Raw genomic sequence first — 26,677 nt, forward strand, 5'->3', positions numbered from 1 at the left:
CAGCGCCTTTGGTTCGGTTGCGGGCCCCGCCGCGCCGGGGCCCGCGGGGGATCACTCGCCGAAGTTCGCCTCGACCTGGCGTGCGGCATCGAGCGCCTCGAGATCGGCCGGGACGAGGCCCTCGATGTTGTACACCGCGTCGAGCACGGCGAGACCCTCCTCGGTCTCGGCGACCGCGAGGAAGGCGTCGGTGATCTTCTGCTGCCATTCCTCGGAGAGGTCGGCCGACACCGCGATGCCGTCGTTGGGGATGTTCTGCGACCAGGCGAACACCGTGACGTCCTGCCCGATCGTCGGGCGCTCCGCGACGACCTCCTCGCGGGCGTCGTCGAAGCTGACGCCCACCGTGGCGTCGCCGTCGTCGACCGCGATCACGGCGTTCGGGTGCCCGCCGGCGAAGACCGCGCCGGTGAGGGCGAACGGGTCGAGGCCGGCCACCTCCTGCAGCTGTGTGGCGGGGTAGTAGTAGCCCGAGGCCGACCCCTCGTCCACGAACGCAATCTTCTCGTCCTGCGTGATGAGCTCGAGCGCCTCCTCGCCCTTCGGGCCCTCGACCTCGTCGGCGTCGGTGCCGTTGCAGAACGTGAAGACGCCGTCCTCGGTCTCCTTCTCGACGACCTCGTCGAGGCAGAACCGATCGGTGTCCTTCGTGTACCACTGCGTGACGTAGGTGTCCGATCCGTAGCGGACCGACTGCAGCACGGGGACGGCCCCCGCCACGTCGGCCGCCTGCACGAGCGCGATGGGGCCGAACATGCCGATCTGCGCCTGGCCCGCCTGCATCGCCGTCACGAGCGCGGCATAGTCGGTCGACACGTTCGTGGTCACCGGGATGCCGAGTTCGTCCGAGAGCAGGTCGCCCAGTTCCTGGGCGTCGACGACGAGCTGGTCGACGTCCTGCGAGGGCACGAGGCCGAGGACGAGCTCCTCGGGGGCGTCGCCGTCTCCGCCGCTCGGCGCGTCGCCGCCCGCGCAGCCGGCGAGGGCGAGGGCGAGGGTGGCGGCGGCGGTGACGGCCGCGGCGCGGCGCTTCGTGAACAGACGGTGAGTCAAGATCTCTCCTCGATCGTGGCGCGCAACGGCGCGAGGACGGTGCGCGGGACGCGCGCACTGCGAATCTAGCCGCCGGACCCAGCCGTTCAGGATCCGTTCACAAGGATGTAACCGGCCGTGCCGCGTCGAGTCCGGCCCAGGATCGGATGAACGGGATGAGCTCCTCGAACGAGCGCGCCCGCACGTCGGGATCGCCCTCGACCCGATCGAACGGATCGATGAGCGCCGTGGACGCCCCGCGCTCGAGCGGGACCGACAGGTCGTTGAGGAAGATGTCGCCCACGCTCAGCACGGTGTCCTTGGCGACGGGATGACCCAGACCGTCGAGGATCGCGCCCAGGCCCGCGGGCTTGCCCGCATCGGCGATCACCTCGTCGAACGCGCCGTCGAGGCCCAGGCGCACGAGCATCCGGTCGAGGCCGTGCGGCGGCGCGTTGGTGACGAGCAGCAGGCGCGTGCCGGCGGCGCGCAGCTCGTCGAGCAGCGGGCGCAGACCCTCGGGCGCACGCGTGTCGAGGCCGGTGTCGGCCAGCTGCCGGCGCGCCTCCATGAACGCGGCCTGGAGGGCCGAGATCGGCACGCCCTGTGTGGTCGCGCGGCGCTGCACGGCGATGTAGCCGTCGGGCGCGCCCTCGAACTCCTCCATCGCCTCGCCGCCGCAGTACCGCTCCACCCGCTCGGCGAGGTCGGCGAGGTCCGGGTGCAGCCCCGCGGCCTGGCGCGCGTACACGAGGGCGGGGCCGTGGCCCACGCACACCGTGCCGTCGAAATCCAGGATCAGGGAGCGCTCGGTCACCTCCGAAACGCTACCCGTACGCTGGATCGGTGATCATCCTCGCGGCGACGCCCATCGGCAACCTCGGGGACGCCTCGCGTCGCCTCGTCGAGGTGCTCGAGGCGGCGCCCGTCGTGGCGGCCGAGGACACCCGCACGGCGCACCGGCTGTTCCTCGCGCTGGGGATCGAGAACCGGCCGCGCCTGATCGCCCTGCACGACCACAACGAGAAGCAGGTGTCCGCGGAGCTCGTGGAGCGGGCGCGCGAGGAGGACCTCGTCGTGCTGACCGACGCGGGCATGCCGACCGTCAGCGATCCCGGCTACGGCCTCGTGGCCACCGCCGTGGCCGCGGGCGTCGAGGTCACGGCGATCCCCGGGCCCAGCGCGGTGCTCACCGCGCTCGCCGTCTCCGGGCTGCCGACGGACCGGTTCACCTTCGAGGGCTTCGTGGCCCGCAAGCCGGGGGAGCGATCGCGGGCGCTGGCGGCGCTGGCCGCCGAGCCGCGCACGATGGTGTTCTTCGAGGCCCCGTCGCGCGCGGCGCAGACCCTCGCCGACATGGCGGCGGCGTTCGGCGGCGACCGCCGGGCGGCCGTGGCGCGCGAGCTGACGAAGCTGCACGAGGAGGTCGCCCGGGGCACGCTCGCCGAGCTGACCGCGTGGGCCGAGGCGGGCGTGCGCGGCGAGCTCGTCATCGTCGTCGCCGGCGCCGCACTGCGCGAGATCTCGGGGGACGACGCGCTCGCTCAGGTGCAGGCGCTGGTTGCCGGCGGTGCGCGGCTGAAGGAGGCGGCCCGTGAGGTCGCCGAGGCGACCGGGCTGTCGTCGCGCGAGCTGTACCAGGCCGCGCTCGCCGCGCGGTGAGCGCGCGAATGTGACGATCGCCGGCTCCCGCGAGGCGCCGGGGCGGCCGCGCGAAACACGGAGCGCGCCCGCAACTAGACTTCTCGGGTGACTTCCGGGCGCTCTTTCTACATCACCACGCCGATCTACTACCCGAGCGATGTGCCGCACATCGGGCACGGGTACACGACCGTCGCCGTGGACGCGCTCGCCCGCTGGCACCGCCAGGGCGGCGACGACACGTGGATGCTCACCGGCACCGACGAGCACGGCCAGAAGATGATGCGCGCCGCCGCGGCCAACGGCGTGACGCCGCAGGAGTGGGTCGACAAGCTCGTCACCGAGGCCTGGTTCCCGCTGCTGAAGACCCTCGATGTCGCCAACGACGACTTCATCCGCACCACGCAGGAGCGTCACGAGACCGCGGCCGCGAAGTTCTGGCAGGCGATCTACGATCGCGGCTACGTGTACGCCGGCGAGTACGAGGCCCTCTACTGCGTGGGCTGCGAGGAGTTCAAGCCCGAGAGCGAGATCGTCGACGGCACCGGCCCCTTCGAGGGCCTGAAGGTCTGCGCGATCCACTCCAAGCCGCTCGAGCTGCTGCACGAGAAGAACTACTTCTTCAAGCTCAGCGAGTTCCAGGACCGCCTGCTCGAGCTGTACCGCGAGCGCCCCGACTTCGTGCAGCCGGAATCGGCCCGCAACGAGGTCGTCGCGTTCGTGCAGCAGGGGCTGAAGGACCTGTCGATCTCGCGCTCGGCGTTCGACTGGGGCATCCCGATCCCGTGGGACGCCTCGCACGTGCTCTACGTGTGGATCGACGCGCTGCTGAACTACGCCACGGCCGTCGGCTACGGCGCGGATCAGGAGACCTTCGACCGCCGCTGGCCCGGCTACCACGTGGTCGGCAAGGACATCCTCCGGTTCCACGCCGTGATCTGGCCCGCCATGCTCATGGCCGCGGGGCTGGACGTGCCGCGCGGCGTGTTCGCGCACGGCTGGCTGCTCGTCGGCGGCGAGAAGATGTCGAAGTCCAAGGCCACCGGCATCGCGCCGGAGACCCTCGTCGACACGTTCGGCAGCGACGCGTTCCGCTTCTACTTCCTCTCGGCGATCGCGTTCGGCCAGGACGGCTCGTTCTCGTGGGAGGACATGGCGGCGCGCTACCAGGCGGAGCTCGCCAACGGCTTCGGCAACCTCGCCTCGCGCACCGTCGCCATGATCGGCAAGTACTTCGACGGATCGATCCCCGAGCCGGCCGCGTACACCGACGCCGATCTGCGCATCCAGCAGGTCGTCGCGAAGGCCGCCAGCGAGGCGGACGCCGCGATCGAGAAGTTCCGGATCGACCAGGCGATCGACGCGATCTGGACGATCGTCGACGAACTGAACGGCTACATCACCGACAACGAGCCGTGGGCGCTGGCCAAGGACGAATCGCAGCGCGATCGCCTCGCGACCGTGCTCTACACGTGTGCCGAGGGACTGCGGGCGTTGGCTGTGCTGCTCTCGCCGATCATGCCGCAGTCGACGGCCAAGCTGTGGACCGCGCTCGGGGCCGAGGCCGCGCTCGGCGAGCTCGCCGCGCAGGACGTCCGCGCCGCCGGCGAGTGGGGCCGGCTCCCCGCCGGTGCCGCGGTGGGCAAGCTCGAGCCGCTGTTCCCCCGCATCGAGAGCGAGTGAGGGCCGCGGTGTCGGGCAACGGCGCCGTGGGAGAGGGCGCGCGCGAGACGTACGTCGAGAAGCGATCGACGAAGGGCCGCAAGGATCTGTCGCACCCGGAGGCGCCCGAGCCCCTCGCGGTGCCGGTGTACGACAACCACTGCCACCTCGAGATCGAGGACGGCGACGATCCGCTCTCGCTCGACGAGCAGCTGGAGCGCGCGGTCGCCGTCGGTATCCACGGCGTCGTGCAGGCCTCCGGCGACATCGAGTCTTCGCGCTGGGCAGTGGCCGCCGCCGAGCGGCACCCGCGCGTGCTCGCCGCCGTGGCGATCCACCCCAACGACGCCCCCGCCTACGCGGCGGCCGGGCGCCTGGACGAGGCGATCGCGGTCATCGACGAGCTGGCCGCGCACCCCCGGGTGCGGGCGATCGGGGAGACGGGGCTCGACTTCTTCCGCACCGACGAGGACGGGCGGCCGGCCCAGCAGGCCGCGTTCGAGGCGCACATCGACATCGCGAAGAAGCACGGCATCGCCATGCAGATCCACGATCGCGACGCCCACCGTGCGGTGCTCGACACCCTGCACCGCGTCGGCGCGCCCGAGCGCACGGTGTTCCACTGCTTCTCGGGCGACGCCGAGATGGCACGCGAGGCCACGGAGATGGGCTGCTACCTGTCGTTCGCGGGGAACATCACGTTCAAGAACGCGCAGAACCTCCGCGACGCGCTCGCCGTCACGCCGCGCGACCGCATCCTCGTCGAGACCGACGCCCCGTTCCTCACCCCCGTGCCCTACCGCGGCCGCCCGAACGCGCCGTACCTCGTGCCGCTCACGATGCGGTTCCTCGCTGCCGAGCTCGGCGCCGACCTCGACGAGCTCTGCGCCCAGGTCGCCGCCAACACCCTCGCGGTCTACGGGGAGTTCTGAGCGAGTCGAGGCCTACAGCCCCTGCTCTCGACTCGTCGCTTCGCTCCTCGCTCGAGCAGTCTCCGCTCGCTTCGCTCGGTCGACGGGCCCGGGTGGTTGTGGCTCGTGGTGAGCCGCAGGCACCACGGGCTCGTCGACCGGAGCGGCGCAGCCGCGGAGCGGAGACGGGTCGAGCGAAGGGTGCGCAGCGCCCGGAGTCGAGGCCGAGGGGTTGAGGCTCCGCTGTCCGCTCGGGCTACGGCGCCGAACGGATCTCGGCACGCACCGGCACGGGCTCGTCGACCGGAGCGGCGCAGCCGCGGAGCGGAGACGGGTCGAGCGGAGCGCCGGAGGCGCGGAGTCGAGGCCGAGGGGTTGAGGCCCCTGCTCTCGACTCGTCGCTTTGCTCCTCGCTCGAGCCGTCTCCGCTCGCTTCGCTCGGTCGACGGGCCCGTGGGGCTCTCGCTCGTGATGAGCCGCAAGCACCACGGCTCGTCGACCGGAGCGGCGCAGCCGCGGAGCGGAGACGGGTCGAGCGCAGGGCGCGCAGCGCCCGGAGTCGAGGCCCAGGGGCTGAGGCCCCCGCTCTCGACTCGTCGCTTTGCTCCTCGCTCGAGCCGTCTCCGCTCGCTTCGCTCGGTCGACGAGCCCGGGTGGTTGTGGCTCGTGGTGAGCCGCAGGCACCACGGCTCGTCGACCAGAGCGGCGCAGCCGCGGAGCGGAGACGGGTCGAGCGGAGCGGCGGAGGCGCGGAGTCGAGGCCGAGGGGTTGAGGCCCCGCTCTCGACTCGTCGCTCTGCTCCTCGCTCGAGCCGTCTCCGCTCGCTTCGCTCGGTCGACGGGCCCGTGGGGCTCTCGCTCGTGATGAGCCGCAAGCACCACGGCTCGTCGACCGGAGCGGCGCAGCCGCGGAGCGGAGACGGGTCGAGCGAAGGGCGCGCAGCGCCCGGAGTCGAGGCCGAGGGTTGAGGCCCCCGCTCTCGACTCGTCGCTTTGCTCCTCGCTCGAGCCGTCTCCGCTCGCTTCGCTCGGTCGACGGGCCCGCAGGCTGCACGGCTCGTCGACCGGAGCCGAGGCTACGGGAGCGGCGCCTCGCTCAGCACCCCGCCGCGGAGCTCGAGGGTGAGGTCCGGTTCCAGGCGGCGCAGGAAGGCGTCGTCGTGGCTCACGACGAGCACGGCGCCGCGGAACGCCCGGAGCGCGTCGAGCAGCTGATCGGCGGTCTCGATGTCGAGGTTGTTCGTCGGCTCGTCGAGGATCAGCAGCTGCGGCGGGGGATCGGCGAGCAGCAGCCGCGCGATCGCCACGCGGAAGCGCTCGCCGCCCGACAGCGACGCGATCGGCCGATCCGCCGACGTCCCGCGGATGAGGAAGCGGGCGAGCCGGTTGCGCAGCTGCGCCGCCGGCACACCCGGCGCCGCCGCATGCACGGCGTCGAAGGCCGAGGCGGCGTCGTCGAGGCCGTCGATGCGCTGCGGCAGGTACGCCACGCGGTCGGTGTGCAGCCGCGAGGTGCCCTCGCCGCGCAACAGGGCCTCGAGCAGGGTCGTCTTGCCCGCCCCGTTCGGGCCGATCAGCGCGACGCGCTCGGGACCCTGGACGATCCACTCGCGTTCGCCGTCGGACAGCGTCGCGATCCGGCGCCCCGCGGCGACGGCCGGATCGGGCAGGTCCACGTGGATCGCCTCGTCCTCGCGCACCCGCCGCTCGGCGAGATCGAGCGCGGCGCGCGCCGAGTCCTCCTTCTCGCGTACCTCGCCCCGCAGTCTGCCGGCCGACACCTGGGCCTCGCCGGCCTTCAGCTTCATGATGATCTTCGGCCGGCGCAGGTTCTCGTAGTCCGTCTTGGCGTAGCGCTGCCGCCGCGCGATCTTCGTCTCCGCCTCGATCCGCTGCCGTTTCTCCTTGGCGAGGACCTTCCTCGCATCGACCTCGGCCTGCCGCGCGGCCTCCTGCTCGGCCTCCAGCGCGGCCCGCCACTGCGAGTAGGGGCCGCCGAACACGCTGAGCCCGCCGTCGTACAGCTCGGCGGTCTCGTCCATGAGCTCGAGCAGGTCGAGGTCGTGCGAGACGACGATCAGCGCCCCGCGCCACGCGCGCACGAGGTCGTGCACGCGCCGGCGGGCGTCGCGGTCGAGGTTGTTCGTCGGCTCGTCGAGCAGCGTGATGGCGGCGCCGCGCAGCCGGATCCCCGTGAGCGCCGCGAGCATCGCCTCGCCACCGGAGAGCTCGCCCACGCGGCGGTCGAGCATGTCCGGCGCGAGCCCGGCCTCGGCGAGCGCGGCCTGGGCGCGCGCCTCGATGTCCCAGTCGTCGCCGACCTCGTCGAAGCGCGCGGGGTCGACGTCGCCGGCCTCGATCGCGCGGACGGCGTCGAGCCGCTCGGCCACGCCGAGCAGCTCGGCCACGCGCATCGCCGTGTCGAGCGTGATCTTCTGGGGCAGGTAGGCGACGTCGCCGTCGGCCGTGATGCGGCCCGACGTCGGGGTGAGCTCGCCGGCCGCCAGGCGCAGCAGCGTGGACTTTCCGGCGCCGTTGCGCCCGACGAGGCCGGTGCGCCGGTCGCCGAACGCGCCGGAGAGCTCATGGAGCCCGACGGACCCGTCGGGCCAGGTGAAGGAGAGATGGTCGAGGACAAGAGCAGGCATGAGACCTCCCGGGGTTCAGAGCAGGGGTGCGCTGATACCGGGCAGGGGTGCCTGCGGGGCTCGGAACGAGCATCGACGGATCAGCGCGAGGGGCGCTGCGCGATGCTCCGAAACCGGAGTCGACGATCAGCGCGGATTACGCGAAGACGTCGATGAGCTTCAACGGTTCGTTCCGATCGTCGGGGACAGGTCGCGTCGATTGTACGCGTACGCGCGCGCCGTCCGTCAAGGTCGGGCCTGCGAGGATGGAGGCAATGGATACCTCGCTGCGTGATCGGATCGCCGGCACCGGCAGCGACCCGGACGGCCTGTACGACGCCTTCGTCGGCTGGGCGGCCGACGGCGGCGTGACGCTGTACCCCGCGCAGGACGAGGCGGTGATCGAGCTCGTCAGCGGTGCCAACGTGATCCTCGCCACCCCGACGGGCACGGGCAAGTCGCTCGTCGCCGTCGCGGCGCACGCCGTCAGCATGGCGCGCGGCGGGCGCAGCTACTACACGGCCCCGATCAAGGCGCTCGTGAGCGAGAAGTTCTTCGCCCTCGTGGAGCTGTTCGGCGCGGAGAACGTGGGGATGGTCACGGGCGACTCCTCCGTCAACCCCGACGCGCCGATCGTGTGCTGCACGGCCGAGATCCTCGCGAACATCGCGCTGCGCCGCGGCGCCGACGCCGAGGTGGACCTCGTGGTGATGGACGAGTTCCACTACTACGGCGATCGCGAGCGCGGCTGGGCCTGGCAGGTGCCGCTCCTGCTGCTGCCGCGCGCGCAGTTCCTCCTGATGTCGGCCACGCTGGGCGACACCACGGCGATCGAGGACGACCTCACCCGGCGCACCGGCCGCGCCACGACGCTCGTGGCGGGCGCCGAACGACCCGTGCCGCTGCACTTCTCCTACGAGAAGAAGCCGGCCCACGACGTGGTCGAGCGGCTGCTGGAGGAGGGCGAGGTGCCGGTGTACATCGTCCACTTCTCGCAGGCCGCCGCGATGGAGCGCGCGCAGGCGCTCTCGAGCGTCAAGGTCGTCTCGCGCGAGCAGCGCGACGCGATCGCCGAGGCGATCGGCGACTTCCGCTTCACGACCGCGTTCGGCAAGACCCTCTCCCGGCTCGTGCGTGCCGGGATCGGCGTGCATCACGCCGGCATGCTGCCGCGGTACCGCCGACTCGTCGAGACGCTCGCCCAGCGCGGTCTGCTGCGCGTCATCTGCGGCACCGACACGCTCGGCGTCGGCATCAACGTGCCCATCCGCACCGTGCTCGTCACGGCCCTGTCGAAGTACGACGGCACGCGCATGCGGCGCCTGTCCGCGCGCGAGTTCCACCAGATCGCGGGGCGCGCCGGACGCGCGGGCTTCGACCCGTACGGCAACGTGATCGCCCTCGCCCCCGATCACGAGATCGAGAACGAGCAGGCCCGCCGCAAGGCCGGGGACGACCCGAAGAAGCTCAAGAAGATCACGAAGAAGAAGGCGCCCGACGGCTTCGTGAACTGGAGCGAGGAGACGTTCGAGCGGATCGTGCAGGCGCAGCCCGAGCCGTTGCAGCCGCAGCTGCAGATCACCTCCGCCATGCTCATCAACGTCATCGGGCGCGGCGGCGACGTCTTCGCCCACGTGCGGGCGCTCGTCTTCGACAACCACCAGCCGCCCGCCCAGCGCTATGCCCTCGCCCGGCGGGCGCTGGCGATCTTCCGCACCCTGCGCGAGGCGGGCGTCGTCGAGGTCGTGGACGGCGAGATCCGCCTGGTGGTCGAGCTGCAGCCCAACTTCGCCCTGAACCAGCCGCTGTCGCCGTTCGCGCTCGCCGCGATCGACCTGCTCGATCCCGGCGATGCGCCGGGCGGGGCCGGCACGGGCCACTACGCCCTCGACGTCGTCAGCGTGATCGAGGCGACCCTCGACGACCCGCGCCAGATCCTGTCCCAGCAGGAGTACCGGGCGCGCGGCGAGGCCGTGGCGGCCATGAAGCGCGAGGGCATGGAGTACGACGAGCGCATGGAGGCGCTCGAGGAGGTCACTTATCCGAAGCCGCTCCGGGAGCTGCTGGAGCAGGCCTACGGGGTGTTCGCCTCGAGCCAGCCGTGGATCCGCGACTTCGAGCTCAAGCCCAAGTCGGTCGTGCGCGACATGTACGAGCGGGCCATGAGCTTCGCCGAGTTCGTGAACTGGTACCAGCTCGGCCGCAGCGAGGGCCTCGTGCTGCGCTACCTCAGCGACGCCTACCGCGCGATCCGTCAGACGGTTCCGGCGGACGCCCGCACCGAGGAGCTCGAGGACATCATCGCCTGGCTCGGCGAGCTCGTGCGGCAGGTCGACTCGAGCCTCGTGGACGAGTGGGAGGCGCTCGCGGCCGGTGCCGACGTGAGCACCGAGCCGGATGCGCTGCCGCCCGCACCGCCCTCGCTCGTGGCGAACCGGCGGGCGTTCACCGTGCTCGTGCGCAACGAGCTGTTCCGTCGCGTGCAGCTGGCGGCGCTCGAGCGCGACGAGGAGCTGCAGGAGCTCGACCCGCAGATCGACTGGCCCGCGATTCTCGACGCGTACTACGCCAATCACGACGAACTGCTCACCGGGGGAGCGGCGCGCTCGCCCGCGCTGTGCCGGATCACCGAGGAACCGGGCGTCTGGCGCGTCGAGCAGACGCTGGACGACCCGGCGGGCGACCACGACTGGCGCATCCGCGCCGAGGTCGATCTCGCGGCCAGCGACGAGCAGGGCGCGGCGGTGATCACCGTGACGGAGGTCGTGCGTCTCTGATCGACCGCGCCGCGACCGCGCTCCGATCATCGCATCAGGCGCCGAATGGGATGATGGCGGGATGACCGTGACGCTGCTCGGCCCGTCGGAGATCCGCACCCTGGCCGCCCGACTCGACGTCACCCCCACGAAGAAGCTCGGGCAGAACTTCGTGGTCGACGCGAACACGGTGCGCAAGATCGTGCACGCGGCGCGCGTGACCTCCGACGATCGCGTGGTCGAGGTCGGTCCCGGTCTCGGATCGCTGACGCTCGCGATCCTCGAGACCGGCGCGACCGTGACGGCGGTCGAGATCGATCATCGCCTCGCCGCGGAGCTGCCGGCGACCGCGCGCGCCCACGGCGTCCCGGACGGGGCGTTGACCGTGGTCGACGCCGACGCGCTGCGGGTGACCGAGCTGCCGGGCGACCCTCGCGTGCTCGTGGCGAACCTGCCGTACAACGTCTCGGTGCCGGTGCTGCTGCACTTCATGGAGACCTTCCCCACGATCGACCGCGGCGTCGTCATGGTGCAGGCCGAGGTCGGCGAGCGCCTGGCGGCGGCCCCCGGCAGCAAGGTCTACGGGGCGCCGAGCGCGAAGGCCGCCTGGTACGGCCCGTGGCGCCTGGCCGGCACGGTGTCGCGGCAGGTGTTCTGGCCGGTGCCGAACGTGGACAGCGTGCTCGTCGCGTTCGAGCGCGACCCCGAGCCGCGCGGCACCGAGGCCGAGCGCGAGGCGACGTTCCGCATCGTCGACGCCGCGTTCCAGCAGCGCCGCAAGATGCTGCGGCAGGCGCTCTCCGGCGTGCTGGGCGGCTCCGCGGCGGCCGCCTCGGAGGTGCTCGAGCGGGCGGGCGTCGAGCCGACGGCGCGCGGCGAGGCGCTCACGATCGCCGACTTCCACCGGATCGCCCGGGCGCTCTGAGGCGACACGCCACCGGGCGGATTCGTCCGCGGCCGTCGATAGGCTGACGGAGGGGCCGCACGCTGCGGCCGAAGGGAGCCGACGTGGCCGAGGCGAAGCGATTCCGCACGACCGACGACATCGACGATCTCCACCGCCCGTACGCGGCGGCGCACGATCGCTACGCCCGTAACGATTACCGTCAGGTGGGCGGGACCGGGCTGTACCTGCCCCCGATCTCGCTGGGGCTGTGGTGGAACTTCGGCGACAACGTGCCGATCGACAACCAGCGGCGCCTGCTGCGGCACGCCTTCGATCGCGGCATCACGCACTTCGATCTCGCGAACAACTACGGGCCGCCCTACGGCTCGGCCGAAAAGAACTTCGGCCGCATCTTCGCCGAGGACTTCCGCCCGTACCGCGACGAGCTCATCATCTCGTCCAAGGCCGGGTACGACATGTGGCCCGGGCCGTACGGCGACCGCGGCTCGCGCAAGTACCTCCTCGCCAGCGCCGAGCAGTCGCTCACCCGGATGGGTCTGGAGTACGTCGACATCTTCTACTCCCACCGCGAGGACCCGCAGACGCCGCTCGAGGAGACGATCGGCGCGCTCGACACGCTCGTGCGGCAGGGCAAGGCGCTGTACGCGGGCATCTCGTCGTACTCGGCCGCCGCCACCGCGGAGGCCAAGGCCATCGCCCGGTCCCTGGGCACGCCGCTGGTGATCCACCAGCCGTCGTACAACATCCTCGACCGCTGGATCGAGGACGGCGTGACCGACGTGCTGGCCCGCGAGGGGATGGGCGCGATCGCGTTCGTGCCGCTCGCGCAGGGGCGCCTGACGTCGAAGTACCTCGGCGACGGCACCGCCGAGCGCGCGCAGCAGCGCCGCTCGCTGCCGGCCGGCCGCCTGCCGCAGCGCGCCCTCGAGCTGCTGCGTGGGCTCGACGAGATCGCGCGCGAGCGCGACCAGTCCCTCGCCCAGATGGCCCTCCAGTGGGTGCTGCGCGACCCCGTGGTCGCGTCGGCGCTCATCGGCGCCTCGCGCACCGAGCAGATCGACGAGAACCTCGGAGCGCTCGATGCCCCCGCCCTGACCGCCGAGGAACTGGAGCGCATCGACGCCCTCGTCGACGGCGCCGGCCCCGAGGTGTGGACCGAGCCCGCGAGCACGGAATGAGAACGCGCCCATGAGCCTCGCCGAGACCTTCGCCCCGGTGCGGGTGCGCGCGCCCGGTAAGATCAACGTGTTCCTCGAGGTCGGCTACCTCCAGGACGACGGCTACCACGAGCTCGCGACCGCGTTCCAGGCGGTGTCGCTCTTCGAGGACGTCGTCGCCAGCCCTGCCGAGGGCTTCTCGATGGCCGTGACGGGCTCGGTCGCGCTCGACGGCGTGCCCGTCGACGACCGCAACCTCGCCCTGCGCGCCGCCCGCCTGCTCGCGGCCGAGACCGGCTACGAGGGCGGCGTGCACCTCGACGTGCACAAGCAGGTGCCCGTGGCGGGCGGCATGGGCGGCGGATCGGCCGACGCGGCAGCGGCGCTCGTGGCCTGCGACGCGCTGTGGGAGACGGGCCTGTCGTCGACCGACCTGCAGCGCCTCGCCGCGCGGCTGGGCGCCGACGTGCCGTTCGCGCTCATGGGCGGCACGGCGATCGGCGCCGGCCGCGGCGACCGCCTCAGCCCGGCGCTGGCCCGGGGCCGCTTCGACTGGGTGCTCGTCGTGAGCGACGAGGGCGTCTCGACCCCCGCCGTGTACGGCGAGCTCGACCGTCATCGCGAGCGGCACCGCGTCGACATCGGCCCCATCCGCGACGTTCCCGAGGTCGACGCCGACGTGTTGCACGCGCTGCGCGCCGGGGACGCCCGCATGCTGGCGTCGTCGCTGCGCAACGACCTGCAGGCGGCCACGCTGCACCTGCGGCCGGACCTGGCCCCCGTGCTGGAGCAGGGCGAGGAGTGGGGCGCGCTCGCCGGCATCGTCTCGGGCTCCGGGCCCACGCTGGCGTTCCTGTGCGGATCGCCCCAGGAGGCGCTCGACCTGCAGACGCGACTGAGCGGCGCCGGGCACGAGGCCCTGCACGTGCACGGCCCCGTGCACGGCGCCCGCGTGGTGCCCTGAGGCCCCTCTTCGCGCCGCGCCCGCCCCGATGTCGGTGCACGGCGGTATCGTCGTGACCACGCCCGAAACCGACATGTCAGGAGGGGCGATGAAGGCACTGTGGCGCGACCACGTGGTCGCAGAGGCACCGGACGATGAGCTCGTGAAGGTCGACGGGGCCTGGTATTTCCCGCCGACGGCCGTCGACCGCGATCTGCTCGTCGAGTCGCCGACGCCGTACACGTGCAGCTGGCGCGGCGAGATCCAGTACTACTCGATCGAGGCCGACGGCGAGGTCGAACCGGATGCGGCGTGGTGCTACCCGACCATGCCGCAGGAGGCGATCGACCGGATCGGGCTGGACGCGCGGGAGTACATCGCGTTCTCGCCCGCGGTGACCCTGGTCTGAGCCGCCGATGATCGAGTTCCGATCCGTCCGCAAGGAGTACGCGGACGGGGTCGTCGCCGTGGCCGACGTGAGCCTCGTGGTGCCCTCGCACAAGACCGTCGTGCTCGTCGGCTCGTCCGGCTCGGGCAAGACCACGCTGCTGCGCATGGTGAACCGGATGGTCGATCCGACCAGCGGCGCCGTCCTCATCGACGGCGAGGACGTGCAGGATCGCGACCCGGTGCGGCTGCGGCGCAGCATCGGCTACGTGATGCAGAGCGCCGGCCTGCTGCCGCACGTGCGGGTGATCGACAACATCGCCACGGTACCGCTGCTCAACGGCGTGCCCCGGGCCGAGGCCCGCGAGCGCGCCCTCGAGCTCATGGACACCGTGGGCCTCGACCGCGCGCTCGCGCGGCGCTACCCGGCGCAGCTCTCCGGCGGGCAGCAGCAGCGCGTGGGCGTGGCGCGCGCGCTCGCCTCCGATCCGAACATCCTCCTCATGGACGAGCCCTTCGGCGCGGTCGACCCGATCGTGCGCCGCGAGCTGCAGCAGGAGCTGCTGCGCCTGCAGGCGGAGCTCGGCAAGACGACCGTGTTCGTCACCCACGACGTCGACGAGGCGTTCCTGCTCGGCGACGAGGTCGTGATCCTCGCCGAGCGCGGGCGGATCGTGCAGCAGGGCAGCCCGGCCGAGATCCTCGAGAACCCCGCCGACGACTTCGTGCGGGAGTTCGTGGGGCTGGTCGACGGACGCCGCGAGATGACCCTGCGCGAGAGCGCGCAGGGCACCGTCGTGGTCGACGGGTCCGGGCGGGTGCAGGGCCTGCTGCGCGCCGCATCGCGGGGCGGACCGGGGGAGCGGAGCGGGTCGTGAGCTGGACGATCGCGAACCTCGGACTCATCGCCGAGCTGACGCTGGAGCACCTGCGCCAGAGTCTGCCGCCGATCGCGTACGGCCTGCTGCTGGCCGTGCCGCTCGGGTGGGTCGCACATCGCTTCCGCCGGGTGCGCGGGCTCGTGCTCACGGTGACGGGCGTGCTCTACACGCTGCCGTCGCTCGCCCTGCTGCCGCTGCTGCCCGTGGTGTTCGGCATCAGCGCGCTGAGCCCGCTGAACCTCGTGCTGGCGCTGACGATCTATGCCGTCGCGATCCTCGTGCGCTCGGTGGCCGACGGCTTCGACTCCGTCGACGACGACGTGCGCCGCGCCGCCGTGGCGACCGGCTTCGGGCCGCTGCGCCGGTTCTGGGCCGTGGAGCTGCCGCTGGCCGGCCCCGTGATCCTCGCCGGGCTGCGCGTGGCGGCGGTGAGCACGATCTCGCTCACCACGGTCGGGATCCTCATCGGCGTCACCAACCTCGGCTACCTGTTCACGAACGGCTTCCAGCGCCGCATCGTCGAGGAGCTCCTCGCCGGCGTGGTGGCGGTGGCGCTCGTCGCGCTCGTCGTCGACCTGCTGCTCGTGCTGGCGGGGCGGGTGCTGCTGCCCTGGACGGCCGCCGCGGGCGGGTCGTCGCGCGCCCGCCTCGCGACCACCGGGGGGCACGGATGAACCTCGTGCTCGACGCCCTCGCGTGGCTGTTCTCGCCGGATCGGCTCAGCGGGTCGAACGCCCTGCCCGCCGCCGTGCTGGCGCACCTGTTCTACACATTCGTGTCCGTCGCGATCGCCGCGGCCATCGCCATCCCGCTCGGATGGCTGATCGGGCATACGGGGCGGGGACGCGAGTTCGCGGTGGCCCTGTCGGGCGCGGCGCGGGCCATTCCGTCCTTCGGCCTGATCCTGCTCCTCGTGCTCCTGCTGGGCGTCACGCGCAAGCCCGAGGCGGCGATCATCGCCTTCGTGCTGCTGGCGATCCCCTCCATTCTTGCCGGGGCATACACCGGCCTCGAGGCGATCGACCGGCACACGATCGACGCCGGCCGCGCCATGGGCATGACCGGCTGGCAGGTGCTGTGGCGCATCGAGGCGCCGCTCGGGCTGTCGCTGCTCGTGGGCGGCCTGCGCTCGGCCGTGCTGCAGGTGGTGGCGACGGCCACCCTCGCGGCCTACGTGAACCTGGGCGGCCTCGGCTACGACATCATCCAGGGCATCCAGCTGCGCCGGTTCGACCAGGTGCTGGGCGGCGCGATCGTCGTCGCCCTGCTCGCCCTGGTGCTCGACGGCGTCTTCGCCCTGCTCCAGCGCGCGGCCCGCCCGCGCGGCTCCGCGCATCCCCACACCCCCTGATCCCTCCACCAGAAGAAGGCGAACACCATGAAGACACGTCAGACCCTCGCCCTCGCGAGCACGGCGCTGCTGGGCCTCGCGCTGGCCGGCTGCGCCTCGTCCGATCCGCTCGCGCCCGCCGGCGAGTCGCCCAGCGACGGCGGCTCCGGCGACACCATCGTCATCGGCTCGCAGGCGTACTACTCGAACGAGATCATCGCCGAGATCTACTCGCAGGCCCTCCAGAACGCCGGGTTCGAGGTCGAGGAGAAGTTCAACATCGGCCAGCGCGACGCCTACATGCCGTCGCTGGAGAGCGGCGAGATCGACCTGTTCCCCGAGTACAGCGGCAGCCTGCTGCAGCAGCAGTACGACCCGGAGACCACGGCGCGCACGCCCGACGACGTGTACGCCGCCCTCGTCGAGGCGCTGCCCGAGGGCCTCACGGCGCTCGAGCAGTCCGCCGCCTCCGACCAGGACTCCTACACCGTGACCGCGGCCTTCGCCGAGGAGCACGGGCTCGAGACGATCGCCGACCTCGCCGACGTCGAGGGCGAGCTCACCCTGGGCGGCCCGCCCGAGCTCGAGGAGCGCCCCTACGGGCCCGCCGGCGCGAAGGAGATCTACGGCCTGGACCTGGCGTTCTCGGCCACGGGCGACACCACCGTCGAGGATCTGCTCGCCGGCACGATCCAGGTCGCCGACGTGTTCACGGCCGACCCGCGCATCCAGACCGAGGACCTCGTGCCGCTCGAGGACCCCGAGGGCCTGTTCCTCGCCTCGAACGTGGTGCCGATCGCATCCAGCGACATCGCCGACGAGATCGCCGAGGTGATCGATCCGATCAGCGCCGCGCTCACCCCCGAGGGCCTCGTCGCGCTCAACGTGCAGAGCGTCGAGGAGCAGATGTCGCCCGAGGACATCGCCGCGGGCTGGCTGGAGGAGCAGGGCCTGCTCTGAGTCGCCCGGGCCGCCGCGCACGGGGTCCCGCTCTCTCGGAGGGCGGGACCCCGTCTCGCATCGCGGTCGCGCGGAGTGCATAATGAGGCCGTCATGTGACCGTGCACATCACGGCCCCGCGCGACCGAGGACGGTCGCGCCCCAGAGCATCGGCGGTGTCGAGTGGAAGTCCGAGATCGGGCGCCCGAGAGGGGGCGCGTTCCGAGCATCCGCGACGTCGCGCGCCTGGCCGGCGTCTCGCATCAGACGGTCTCGCGCGTCCTGAACGACCACCCCAGCATCCGGCCCGAGACCAAGGACCGCGTGCTCGACGCGATCGCCGTGCTCGACTACCGGCCCAACCGGGCCGCCCGCGCGCTCGTGACGAGCCGATCCGACGTGATCGGCGTGCTCTCGGCCACCGTGGGGGAGTTCGGGCCCACGTCGTCGATGGCCGCGATCGAGGAGGCCGCCCGCGTGGAGGGGTACTCGGTCACCACCCTCAACCTGCCCGACACGGGGCCCGACGCGATCGGCGCCGCCGTGCGTCAACTCGTGCGCGAGCAGGTGAGCGGCATCGTCGTGCTCGCGCCGCAGGTGCGCGTCTTCCACGTGCTGCGCGGCCTCGCGATCGACGTGCCGTTCGTCAGCCTGCAGACCGCGTCGGGGGCGACGGCGGACACGCTCTCGGCCGATCAGGTGGCCGGCGCCCGGCTCGCCACGCAGCACCTCATCGACCTCGGCCATCGCGACATCGTGCACCTGGCCGGGCCGCAGGACTGGATCGAGGCCGAGTCGCGCATGCGCGGCTACCTCGACGCGCTCTTCGACGCCGACCTGCCGACGATCCCGCCGATCCGCGGCGACTGGACGGCCGACTTCGGCCACTTCGCCGGGCTCGAGCTGGCCCGCCGCGGCGACATGACCGCGGTCTTCGCCGCCAACGACCTCATGGCCATCGGCCTCATGCACGGCTTCCGCGACGCGGGCGTCGACGTGCCGGGCGATGTGAGCGTGGTCGGCTTCGACGACATCCCCGTCGCCGCGCACGTGTGGCCGACGCTCACCACGATCCACCAGGACTTCCCCGAGCTTGGCCGCCGCGCGATCGCGCTGCTGCTGGCGGAGATCCGTGGCGAGCAGCGCCCCGTCTTCGGGCCCCTCGCGCCGCGCATGCTCACGCGCGACTCCTCGGCCGCGCCCGGCCGCCGCTGATCGGCCCCCAAAGTCCGCACGTCTCTGCGGAATCGGGCGTTCGGCGGGGCGGACTCGACACAGACGTGCGGACGTGCAGCGACCCCACCCGGGGAGCGTTCTTGACATCTCGCCGTAACAGGCGCATGATCTTCGACGGAATGTGAACGGTCACATTCCTCGTCACACGAAGACGATCCCTGGACAGCGAGGTCGAAGGTGCCAGACCAGGAACTGCGCACGGCGAACATCCCGGCCGTGTCGCCCCCCATCCTCGAGATGCGCGACATCTCGAAGGAATTCCCCGGCGTGAAGGCGCTCAGCCACGTGAACCTCACGGTGCACGCGGGCGAGATCCACGCCATCTGCGGCGAGAACGGCGCAGGCAAGTCGACGCTCATGAAGGTGCTCTCGGGCGTGTACCCCTACGGGACGTACACGGGCGACATCCTCCTGCGCGGCGAGGAGATGCGCTTCAACGACATCAAGGCCAGCGAGCGCGCGGGCATCGCGATCATCCACCAGGAGCTCGCGCTCATCCCGGAGCTCTCGATCACCGAGAACATCTTCCTCGGCAACGAGGTCCGCCGCGGCCTGGCCATCGACTGGGCCGAGGCGCGGCGTCAGGCGGTCGACCTGCTCGCCCGCGTGGGCCTGCGTGATGACCCCGACACCCAGATCAAGCACCTCGGCGTCGGCAAGCAGCAGCTCGTCGAGATCGCCAAGGCGCTGCACAAGAACGTGCAGCTGCTCATCCTGGACGAGCCGACGGCGGCGCTGAACGAGGACGACTCGCAGCACCTGCTCGACCTCATCCTGGGCCTGAAGGCCAAGGGCATCGCGTCGATCATCATCAGCCACAAGCTCAACGAGATCGAGCAGATCGCCGACGAGATCACGATCATCCGCGACGGCCGCACGGTCGAGACGCTCGACGTGGGCCGCGGCGAGATCAACGAGGACCGGATCATCCGCGGCATGGTGGGCCGCTCGCTCGAGAGCCGCTACCCCGACCGCACGCCCGAGATCGGCGAGGTCTTCTTCGAGGTGCGCGACTGGGTCGTGCAGCACCCCGCCGTCCCCGAGCGCATGGTCGTGAAGGGCTCGAGCATCGAGGTGCGCCGCGGCGAGATCGTCGGCATCGCCGGCCTCATGGGCGCCGGCCGCACCGAGTTCATGATGAGCGTGTTCGGCCGCTCCTACGGCAACTACATCTCCGGCACGATCATCAAGGACGGCCAGGAGATCGTGCTGCCCGACGTGGCGAGCGCGATCCGTCACGGCCTGGCCTACGTGAGCGAGGACCGCAAGGTGCTCGGGCTCAACCTGCTCGACACCATCAAGCGCTCGATCGTCAGCGCCAAGCTGTCGAAGATCGCCCGGCGCGGCGTGGTGAACGACGACGCCGAGCACGGCATCGCCGAGGACTACCGCACGCGCCTGCGCATCCGCACCCCCAACGTCGAGACCGGCGTGGGCACCCTCTCGGGCGGCAACCAGCAGAAGGTCGTGCTGGCCAAGTGGATGTTCACCGATCCCGATCTGCTCATCCTCGACGAGCCGACCCGCGGCATCGACGTGGGAGCGAAGTACGAGATCTACACGATCATCAACGAGCTCGCCGCGGCCGGGAAGGGCGTCATCGTCATCTCGAGCGAGCTGCCCGAACTGCTCGGCATCTCCGACCGCATCTACACCGTTTTCGAGGGCCGGGTCACCGACTGCATCCCGGCCGACCAGGCGACCCCGGAGGCACTCATGCGCAGCATGACCTCCCTGAACGAGAAGGCACACGCATGACCGACGGCACGACCGAGCACAAGGGCTTCCGGCTCAGCGACCTGCGGGAGATGTTCGGCGGCAGCACATCGGCCGGACGCCAGCTGGGCATCCTCGGCAGCCTCGTGGTGATCATCGCGTTCTTCCAGATCGCGACGCTCGTCACCCGCGGGCAGGGCCTCGTGCTCACGCCCGGCAACCTGCAGAACGTGGTCAACCAGTACTCCTACATCCTGATCCTCGCGATCGGCATGGTGATGGTCATCATCATGGGCCACATCGACCTGTCGGTCGGATCGGTGGCCGCCTTCACGGGCATCATCGTCGCCAAGGCGATGACCGAGGGGAACGTGCCCTGGGGCCTGGCGATCCTGCTCGGCCTCGTCGTCGGCGCGCTCGTGGGCGCCTGGCAGGGCTTCTGGGTGGCGTACGTGGGCGTGCCCGCGTTCATCGTGACGCTCGCCGGCATGCTTATCTTCCGCGGCGCGAACCAGGTGGTCGGCCAGTCGACCACGGTGTCCGTGCCCCGCGACTACACGGTGATCGGCGCCGGCTCGCTCGGCGAGCTGCCGATCGGCCTGCCGTTCAACGTGCCCACCATGATCCTCGCCCTCATCGGCGTGGCCTGGATCGCCTTCAACGAGTGGAACCTGCGCCGCCGCCAGCGCAAGATGGGCGCGCAGCGCGCGGCCGCCTGGGTGAGCATCGTGAAGGTCACCGTGCTCGCCGTGGTGATCCTCATCGCGGGCTGGCTGTTCGCCACGGGCCGCGAGGGCACGAGCTTCCCGATCTCGGGCATCATCCTGCTCGCGCTCGTGATCGCGTACTCGTTCCTCACCAACCGCACGGTGTTCGGTCGTCACATCTACGCCGTCGGCGGCAACCGCCAGGCGGCGCGGCTGTCGGGTGTGAAGGACCGCTGGGTCGACTTCTTCGTCATGATGAACATGTCGATCCTCGCCGCCGTCGCGGGCATGATCTACGTGGCCCGCGCCGTCGGCTCGGGCCCGCAGGATGGCAACGGCTGGGAGCTCGACGCGATCGCCTCGGTGTTCATCGGCGGCGCGGCCGTCTCGGGCGGCATCGGCACGGTGATCGGCTCGATCATCGGTGGACTCGTGATGGCGTTCCTCAACAACGGCCTCCAGCTGCTCGGCGTCGGCGCCCAGTGGGTGTCGATCATCAAGGGCCTCGTGCTCCTGCTCGCCGTCGCGATCGACGTGTGGAACAAGTCGCAGGGCCGCCCCTCGGTCACGGGCTTCATCATGAAGCGCTTCCGCCGCGCCGACGAGGCCGACTTCTCGGCCCTGCCCCCGCAGGCCGTGACCCCCCAGACCACCGGCACCCTCGCCGGCCAGGACGAGACCGTCGGCAAGCGCTGACGGCTCTCACACAGCACCTCATTTCAACGAGGAGAAGGTGACGAATCACATGAAGAAGCTCGTACTCTCGGCAGCGGCCCTGTTCGCTGTCGGTGCGCTCGCGCTGAGCGGCTGCTCGTCGGAGCGCGGCGGGTCCGGCGACGGCGCGGGTGACGGCGACGGCGCGACCGGTTTCGAGGCCGGCGCGCGCATCGGCATCGCCCTGCCCGACAAGACCAGTGAGAACTGGGTCCTGGCCGGCGACCTGTTCACCGACGGTCTGGAGGCCGCCGGCTTCGAGGCCGACGTGCAGTACGCCCCCGCCAGCAACACCGTGGCCGAGCAGCAGAACCAGATCCAGTCGATGGTGACGTCGGGTGCGAAGGTCATCGTGATCGGTGCGAAGGACGGCAAGCAGCTCGCGACGCAGGTGGAGGCCGCCAAGGCCGCCGGCGCGTACGTGATCGCCTACGACCGCCTCATCGAGAACACCGAGGCCGTCGACTACTACGTCGCCTTCGACAACTTCAAGGTCGGACAGCTGCAGGGCCAGGCCCTGCTCGAGGGCCTCGAGAAGAACGCCGGACACGGCGCGCCGTACAACGTCGAGCTGTTCTCGGGCTCGCCCGACGACGCCAACTCGGCCGTGTTCTTCGACGGCGCGATGGACGTGCTCCAGCCCAAGATCGACGACGGCACCCTCGTGGTGCAGTCGGGTCAGACCGAGATCGGTCAGACCGCGACGCAGGGCTGGCTGGCCGAGAACGCCCAGGAGCGCATGGACGCGATCCTCACCTCGACCTACAGCGACAAGGAGCTCGACGGCGTGCTGTCGCCGAACGACACCCTCGCCCGCGCGATCCTCACCTCGGTCGACCAGGCCGGCAAGAAGCAGCCGGTCGTGACCGGTCAGGACTCGGAGGCCGAGTCGGTCCGCTTGATCATGGAGGACCGCCAGTACTCCACGATCAACAAGGACACCACCCTCCTCGTCGAGCAGACGATCAAGATGATCGAGCAGCTGCAGGCGGGCGAGGAGGTCGACGTCAACGACACCGAGCAGTACGACAACGGCGTGAAGGTCGTGCCGTCGTACCTGCTCGACCCGGTGATCGTCACGAAGGAGAACGCCGCCGAGGCGTACGCCAACGTGCCGAGCCTGCTCGAGATCGTCGAGTCCTACTGATCTGAGCACCACGGGAGGGCGTCGGGCTTCGGCCCGGCGCCCTCTTCGCGTTTCCGATCACTCCGCGGGCAGCTGCAGCCGGCGGCATCGTCGCCGATCGCCCAGGTGGCGATGCGTACGATCGAGGGGACATGACAGAGGGATCGGCGAGGAGCGGGCGCCCCGGCGCCGCCTCCGCCGCACCGTCGGCGCGACCGTCCGCTTCCGGGCACCTGCACGCCGGACCCGCGCTGCCGCTCCCGCCCGCGGTGCGCGACGCCGCGCCCGCGGGGGCGATGTGGGCCTCGGCCGCGATCGCGTGGATCGGGTCGATCGCGACGGCGCTGCTGTTCGCGTGGCTGGGGGCCATGATCGACGGCGAACGGCCGGGCGCGGGGCCCGCGGTGCTGCTCGCCGCGATCGCGGCCGCGTGCGCGGGCATCGGTCCGTGGCTGTCGCAGCGGGTCGGCGCCGAGGCGGAGCGGCGGCTGCGGCAGGCCGTGGTCGGCCGCGTGTTCCAGCTGGGCGTGGCGCGCACCGCGGGGCGGTCGGGCACGCTGCTCTCCATCGCGACCGACGCGGTCGAGCGCACCGCCCACTATCGCGGCGGGTTCCTCGGCCCGATCCTCGGCGCCCTGACGACGCCGCTCGTCGTGCTGGGGGTGATGGCGCTCACGGCCGACGCCGTCACGGCCGGCTGGCTCGCGCTGCTCATCGTGCTCGTGCCCGTGCTGATCGGCGGCTTCCGGCGCCTCGTGCGCCCGATCGGCGGCGCGTACCGCCGCACGCAGGCGCGGCTCACGGCCGGCTTCCTCGAGGCGATCCAGGCGCTCGACACCCTCGTGTACGCGCGCGCGGCCGAGCGCGTCGCGCGCGACCTGGCCCGCCGCGGCGAGGAGCACCGCCGCGGTCTCATGCGGATGCTCGCCGCCAACCAGCTGCTCATCTTCGTCGTCGACGCCGCCTTCTCGCTCACGGTGGTGGTCGCGGCCACGGTGATCGCCTCGCTGCGCGCCGCGGACGGATCGATCTCCGCCGGCGCTGCGGTCGCGATCGTCCTCATGACGGTGCTCGTGATCGGCCCCGTCGACGTGATCGGCCAGTTCTTCTACATCGGCATCGGCGGCCGCGCGGCCCAGCAGCAGATCGCCACCCACCTGGGGGCCTCGAGTCGTGACCACGGGGAGGGCGCTTTCGACTCCGGTCGCTCCGCGACCTCCGCTCAAGCCGTCTCCGCTCGCTTCGCTCGGTCGACGAGCCGTGCGGCGCACGGCGCGTCGGGCTCGTCGACCGGAGGGCGCGCAGCGCCCGGAGCGGAGACGGGTCGAGCGAGCGAAGCGAGTCGAGACCACGCGCACGGCGCGTCGACGGATCGGGCCGCAAGGGTTACGGGCTCGTCGACCGGAGGGCGCGCAGCGCCCGGAGCGGAGACGGGTCGAGCGAGCGAAGCGAGTCGAGACCACGCGCACGGCGCGTCGACGGATCGGGCCGCAAGGGTTACGGGCTCGTCGACCGGAGGGCGCGTAGCGCCCGGAGCGGAGACGGGTCGAGCGAGCGAAGCGAGTCGAGACCACGCGATCGTCCTCGATCGCGTTACGGCCGGGTACGGCGGCGCCCCCGTGCTGCGCGACCTCTCGCTGCGCATCGAGCCGGGGGAGCGGGTCGCGCTCGTGGGGCCCAGCGGCATCGGCAAGTCGACGGTGAGCGCGCTCGTGCAGGCCCACCTCGTGCCGTCGGCCGGCAGGGTGCGCGTGGACGGCCTCGACACGGCGTGGGCCGACGCCGACGCCGTCCGCTCCCGCCTCGCGGTCGTCGAGCAGCGCCCGTTCCTGTTCCTCGGCACGATCGCCGAGAACCTGCGCATGGCGGATCCCGCCGCCTCCGACGAGCGGCTGTGGCACGCGCTCGCCGTGGCCGGGCTGCGCGCGGAGGTCGAGCGGATGCCCGACGGGCTCGACACCCTGGTCGGCGAGCACGGCGCGCTGCTCTCGGGCGGTCAGGCGCAGCGGCTCGCGATCGCCCGCGCGGCGCTGCGCGATGCGCCCATCCTGCTGCTCGACGAGCCGACCTCGCAGGTCGACCTGGCAGGCGAGGCGGCGATCCTGGAGGCGCTGGACCGCCTGGCCGCCGGCCGCACGGTGCTGATGATCGCCCACCGCCCCGGCGCGATCCTCGCGGCCGACCGCGTCATCGACCTCGGCGCCGAGCTGCGCCGTGCCCGCGACGGGGAGGCGAACGCATGACCGCCCCCACCGGCCGGCTCGATCTGGCCCGCTGGCTCGTCGGCCACACGCGTCGGCTGCTGCCGCCGTTGGCCGCCGCCGTCGTCGCGCGCATCGTGAACCAGCTGCTGGGCGTGGCGCTCCTCGTGCTCGCGGCCACCGCCGTCGTGCGTGCCGCCGCGGGCGACGAGCTCGCCACCGGCCCGCTGCTGCTGTGGCTCGTCGGGATCGCGCTGGCGAAGGCGCTGCTGCGCTACCTCGAGCACTTCGTCGGCCACGGCGTGGCGTTCGCGGCGCTGCAGCGGCTGCGCGAGCTGCTGTTCGCGCGACTGATCCCGCAGGCGCCGGCCGCCACGCAGGGCAGGGCCGGTGCCGAGCTGACCGCGCGCGCCACGCGCGACATCGATCGCGTCGAGGTGTTCTTCGCGCACACCCTGCCGCCCGCGGTGTCGGCCGTGGTCGTGCCGATCGCGGCGCTGGCGTGGCTGGGCGCGACGGTCAGCGGTCCGCTCGCGCTCGCGACCGCGCCGTTCGTGCTCGCCTCGCTCGTGGTGCCGCTCGCGGCGGGATCGGCCACGTGGCGCGCCGCCCGCCGGGTCGCCGACGCGCGCGGCGCGCTGGCCGCGCGGCTCGGCGACGACATCCAGGGCGTGCGCGAGGTCCTCGCGCTCGGCGCCCCTCCGGAGCGCCTGGCGGGGCTGGACCGCACCGATCGCGCGCTCGCGGCGGCGCGGTCGGCCGCGGGTCGGGTGCAGGCGCTGCGCGGTGGCGCCACCGTGCTGCTGCAGGGGCTCGGGCTGATCGCCGTGGCGCTGGTGGGGTCAGGCACCGGGGCGCCGGCGTCGACGCTCGCCGTGGCGCTCGCGACGGCCGTGGCGCTGTGGGGGCCCACGCGCGGCATCGACGACTTCGCCACCAACCTCGACGCGTCCTTCGCGGCCGCGGAGCGCATCCGCCGCATCATCGACGGCGAGCCCGCGGTGACCGATCCGGCCGCGCCCGGGCCCTCGCCGGCGGACGCCGCCCTGGAGCTGCGGGACGTGACGGTGCGCCACGGCGGCGTCGCCGCGCTCGATCGCGTCTCGGCCCGCTTCGCGGCCGGCGCCTGGAGCTACGTCGTGGGCGTCTCCGGCAGCGGCAAGTCCACGCTCGGATCGCTGCTGCCGCGCGGCCGCGACCCGCAGGCCGGCGCGGTGACCCTGGGCGGCGTCGACGTCCGCGCCCTGCCGCTGGGCGAGCTGCGGCGCCGCGTCGCGATCGTGTCGCAGCGGCCCACGCTGCTGTCGGGCACGATCGCCGAGAACCTGCGCCTGGCCTCGCCCGATGCGGGGGAGGACCGGCTGCGGGCCGCGCTTGCCGACGTCGCCCTCGACGCGTGGATCGACGGTCTGCCGGAGGGCCTGCACGCCCCGGTCAGCGCCCGCGGCACGTCGATCTCGGGCGGCCAGCTGCAGCGCCTCGCCGTGGCGCGGGCCCTCGTCGCCGATCCCGAGATCCTCGTGCTCGACGAGGCCCTGAGCCAGCTCGACGGCCCGACCGCCGACCTCGTCCGCCGCCGCCTGCGCGATCGGCACGCGGGCCTCACGGTCGTCGAGATCACGCACCGCGCCGATCTGATCCCCGACGACGCCGCGGTGCTCGTGCTCGACGCCGGCCGGGTGGCCGAGTCCGGCCCGGCCGGCTCCCTGCGCGCGGCGGCCGGTCCGTTCGCCCGGCTCGAGGCGCGGGCCTAGCGGCGCGCGCGTCCAGATGCAGAAAACGGTCCGATGGCGCAGTGCCACCG

Annotated in this window: 21 protein-coding genes; 18 read left to right on the top strand and 3 right to left on the bottom strand. The window is 72.2% G+C overall.

What is annotated here, in order from left to right:
* Positions 1 to 51: 51 nt before the first annotated feature.
* Together phnD and E3O41_RS04530 are read right to left on the bottom strand one after the other, a co-directional pair.
* The gene (gene phnD, locus E3O41_RS14260; RefSeq protein WP_135012074.1) at positions 52 to 1,053 is read right to left on the bottom strand and encodes a phosphate/phosphite/phosphonate ABC transporter substrate-binding protein; all 1,002 of its coding nucleotides are present in this window, start codon (positions 1,051 to 1,053) and stop codon (positions 52 to 54) included.
* A gap of 97 nt (positions 1,054 to 1,150) precedes the next feature.
* Positions 1,151 to 1,849: an HAD family hydrolase gene (locus tag E3O41_RS04530; RefSeq protein ID WP_158231522.1), complete on the bottom strand. Its 699-nt coding sequence runs from the start codon at positions 1,847 to 1,849 to the stop codon at positions 1,151 to 1,153.
* Between the two features lie 29 nt (positions 1,850 to 1,878).
* Between E3O41_RS04530 and rsmI the strand changes: the two genes are divergently transcribed.
* From rsmI to E3O41_RS04545, 3 genes are all read left to right on the top strand, one after another.
* Positions 1,879 to 2,694, top strand: a complete 816-nt coding sequence (gene rsmI / locus E3O41_RS04535) for a 16S rRNA (cytidine(1402)-2'-O)-methyltransferase (RefSeq protein WP_067025932.1) — start codon at positions 1,879 to 1,881, stop codon at positions 2,692 to 2,694.
* 87 nt (positions 2,695 to 2,781) lie between these two features.
* Positions 2,782 to 4,356, top strand: coding sequence for a methionine--tRNA ligase (metG, locus tag E3O41_RS04540; protein ID WP_067025934.1), 1,575 nt, complete (start codon positions 2,782 to 2,784; stop codon positions 4,354 to 4,356).
* Positions 4,357 to 4,364: 8 nt separating this feature from the next.
* Positions 4,365 to 5,267, top strand: a complete 903-nt coding sequence (locus tag E3O41_RS04545) for a TatD family hydrolase (protein WP_420845466.1) — start codon at positions 4,365 to 4,367, stop codon at positions 5,265 to 5,267.
* A gap of 1,055 nt (positions 5,268 to 6,322) precedes the next feature.
* Here E3O41_RS04545 and E3O41_RS04550 read toward each other — a convergent pair.
* Positions 6,323 to 7,894 carry an ABC-F family ATP-binding cassette domain-containing protein gene (locus E3O41_RS04550; RefSeq protein WP_135012076.1) on the bottom strand — a complete coding sequence of 524 codons (1,572 nt, stop codon included), beginning with the start codon at positions 7,892 to 7,894 and terminating at the stop codon, positions 6,323 to 6,325.
* Between the two features lie 254 nt (positions 7,895 to 8,148).
* Between E3O41_RS04550 and E3O41_RS04555 the strand changes: the two genes are divergently transcribed.
* From E3O41_RS04555 to E3O41_RS04625, 15 genes are all read left to right on the top strand, one after another.
* A complete protein-coding gene (locus E3O41_RS04555; RefSeq protein ID WP_135012078.1) occupies positions 8,149 to 10,650 on the top strand; it encodes a DEAD/DEAH box helicase in 2,502 nt (833 codons plus the stop codon).
* Between the two features lie 61 nt (positions 10,651 to 10,711).
* Positions 10,712 to 11,554, top strand: a complete 843-nt coding sequence (gene rsmA / locus E3O41_RS04560; protein WP_067025940.1) for a 16S rRNA (adenine(1518)-N(6)/adenine(1519)-N(6))-dimethyltransferase RsmA — start codon at positions 10,712 to 10,714, stop codon at positions 11,552 to 11,554.
* Between the two features lie 83 nt (positions 11,555 to 11,637).
* Positions 11,638 to 12,714 carry an aldo/keto reductase gene (locus E3O41_RS04565; protein ID WP_135012080.1) on the top strand — a complete coding sequence of 359 codons (1,077 nt, stop codon included), beginning with the start codon at positions 11,638 to 11,640 and terminating at the stop codon, positions 12,712 to 12,714.
* Positions 12,715 to 12,724: 10 nt separating this feature from the next.
* Positions 12,725 to 13,657, top strand: a complete 933-nt coding sequence (locus tag E3O41_RS04570; protein WP_135012082.1) for a 4-(cytidine 5'-diphospho)-2-C-methyl-D-erythritol kinase — start codon at positions 12,725 to 12,727, stop codon at positions 13,655 to 13,657.
* 52 nt (positions 13,658 to 13,709) lie between these two features.
* Positions 13,710 to 14,045: a DUF427 domain-containing protein gene (locus E3O41_RS04575; RefSeq protein ID WP_338060478.1), complete on the top strand. Its 336-nt coding sequence runs from the start codon at positions 13,710 to 13,712 to the stop codon at positions 14,043 to 14,045.
* Between the two features lie 7 nt (positions 14,046 to 14,052).
* A complete protein-coding gene (locus E3O41_RS04580; RefSeq protein WP_067025950.1) occupies positions 14,053 to 14,901 on the top strand; it encodes an ABC transporter ATP-binding protein in 849 nt (282 codons plus the stop codon).
* Positions 14,898 to 15,578, top strand: coding sequence for an ABC transporter permease (locus tag E3O41_RS04585; RefSeq protein WP_135012084.1), 681 nt, complete (start codon positions 14,898 to 14,900; stop codon positions 15,576 to 15,578). The genes E3O41_RS04580 and E3O41_RS04585 overlap by 4 nt, the downstream gene beginning before the upstream one ends.
* Positions 15,575 to 16,255 carry an ABC transporter permease gene (locus tag E3O41_RS04590; RefSeq protein WP_067025953.1) on the top strand — a complete coding sequence of 227 codons (681 nt, stop codon included), beginning with the start codon at positions 15,575 to 15,577 and terminating at the stop codon, positions 16,253 to 16,255. Before E3O41_RS04585 ends, E3O41_RS04590 begins: the two co-directional genes overlap by 4 nt.
* A 27-nt stretch (positions 16,256 to 16,282) precedes the next feature.
* On the top strand, positions 16,283 to 17,194 hold the full coding sequence (locus E3O41_RS04595) for an ABC transporter substrate-binding protein (protein WP_067025955.1): 912 nt from the start codon (positions 16,283 to 16,285) through the stop codon (positions 17,192 to 17,194).
* Between the two features lie 162 nt (positions 17,195 to 17,356).
* The gene (locus E3O41_RS04600) at positions 17,357 to 18,388 is read left to right on the top strand and encodes a LacI family DNA-binding transcriptional regulator (protein ID WP_067025957.1); all 1,032 of its coding nucleotides are present in this window, start codon (positions 17,357 to 17,359) and stop codon (positions 18,386 to 18,388) included.
* Between the two features lie 258 nt (positions 18,389 to 18,646).
* Positions 18,647 to 20,167, top strand: coding sequence for a multiple monosaccharide ABC transporter ATP-binding protein (gene mmsA / locus E3O41_RS04605; RefSeq protein WP_179954886.1), 1,521 nt, complete (start codon positions 18,647 to 18,649; stop codon positions 20,165 to 20,167).
* Positions 20,164 to 21,528, top strand: coding sequence for an ABC transporter permease subunit (locus E3O41_RS04610; protein ID WP_067025959.1), 1,365 nt, complete (start codon positions 20,164 to 20,166; stop codon positions 21,526 to 21,528). The genes mmsA and E3O41_RS04610 overlap by 4 nt, the downstream gene beginning before the upstream one ends.
* 49 nt (positions 21,529 to 21,577) lie before the next feature.
* Complete coding sequence (locus E3O41_RS04615) at positions 21,578 to 22,693, top strand: substrate-binding domain-containing protein (protein WP_067025961.1); 1,116 nt, start codon at positions 21,578 to 21,580, stop codon at positions 22,691 to 22,693.
* A gap of 131 nt (positions 22,694 to 22,824) precedes the next feature.
* Positions 22,825 to 24,915, top strand: coding sequence for an ATP-binding cassette domain-containing protein (locus tag E3O41_RS04620; RefSeq protein ID WP_135012088.1), 2,091 nt, complete (start codon positions 22,825 to 22,827; stop codon positions 24,913 to 24,915).
* The gene (locus tag E3O41_RS04625; RefSeq protein WP_067025965.1) at positions 24,912 to 26,627 is read left to right on the top strand and encodes an ABC transporter ATP-binding protein; all 1,716 of its coding nucleotides are present in this window, start codon (positions 24,912 to 24,914) and stop codon (positions 26,625 to 26,627) included. The genes E3O41_RS04620 and E3O41_RS04625 overlap by 4 nt, the downstream gene beginning before the upstream one ends.
* Positions 26,628 to 26,677 lie beyond the last annotated feature (50 nt).

This window comes from Microbacterium sediminis (genome assembly GCF_004564075.1).
In the GTDB taxonomy this organism is placed as follows: Bacteria; Actinomycetota; Actinomycetes; order Actinomycetales; family Microbacteriaceae; genus Microbacterium; species Microbacterium sediminis.

Coding starts and splice junctions, on each gene's coding strand:
- E3O41_RS04590 (WP_067025953.1), top strand. CDS start 15,575: ATGAACCTCGTGCTCGACGCCCTCGCGTGGCTGTTCTCGCCGGATCGG.
- E3O41_RS04550 (WP_135012076.1), bottom strand. CDS start 7,894: ATGCCTGCTCTTGTCCTCGACCATCTCTCCTTCACCTGGCCCGACGGG.
- E3O41_RS04625 (WP_067025965.1), top strand. CDS start 24,912: ATGACCGCCCCCACCGGCCGGCTCGATCTGGCCCGCTGGCTCGTCGGC.
- E3O41_RS04595 (WP_067025955.1), top strand. CDS start 16,283: ATGAAGACACGTCAGACCCTCGCCCTCGCGAGCACGGCGCTGCTGGGC.
- E3O41_RS04615 (WP_067025961.1), top strand. CDS start 21,578: ATGAAGAAGCTCGTACTCTCGGCAGCGGCCCTGTTCGCTGTCGGTGCG.
- E3O41_RS04610 (WP_067025959.1), top strand. CDS start 20,164: ATGACCGACGGCACGACCGAGCACAAGGGCTTCCGGCTCAGCGACCTG.
- E3O41_RS04620 (WP_135012088.1), top strand. CDS start 22,825: ATGACAGAGGGATCGGCGAGGAGCGGGCGCCCCGGCGCCGCCTCCGCC.
- E3O41_RS04570 (WP_135012082.1), top strand. CDS start 12,725: ATGAGCCTCGCCGAGACCTTCGCCCCGGTGCGGGTGCGCGCGCCCGGT.
- mmsA (WP_179954886.1), top strand. CDS start 18,647: ATGCGCGACATCTCGAAGGAATTCCCCGGCGTGAAGGCGCTCAGCCAC.
- E3O41_RS04580 (WP_067025950.1), top strand. CDS start 14,053: ATGATCGAGTTCCGATCCGTCCGCAAGGAGTACGCGGACGGGGTCGTC.
- rsmA (WP_067025940.1), top strand. CDS start 10,712: ATGACCGTGACGCTGCTCGGCCCGTCGGAGATCCGCACCCTGGCCGCC.
- E3O41_RS04555 (WP_135012078.1), top strand. CDS start 8,149: ATGGATACCTCGCTGCGTGATCGGATCGCCGGCACCGGCAGCGACCCG.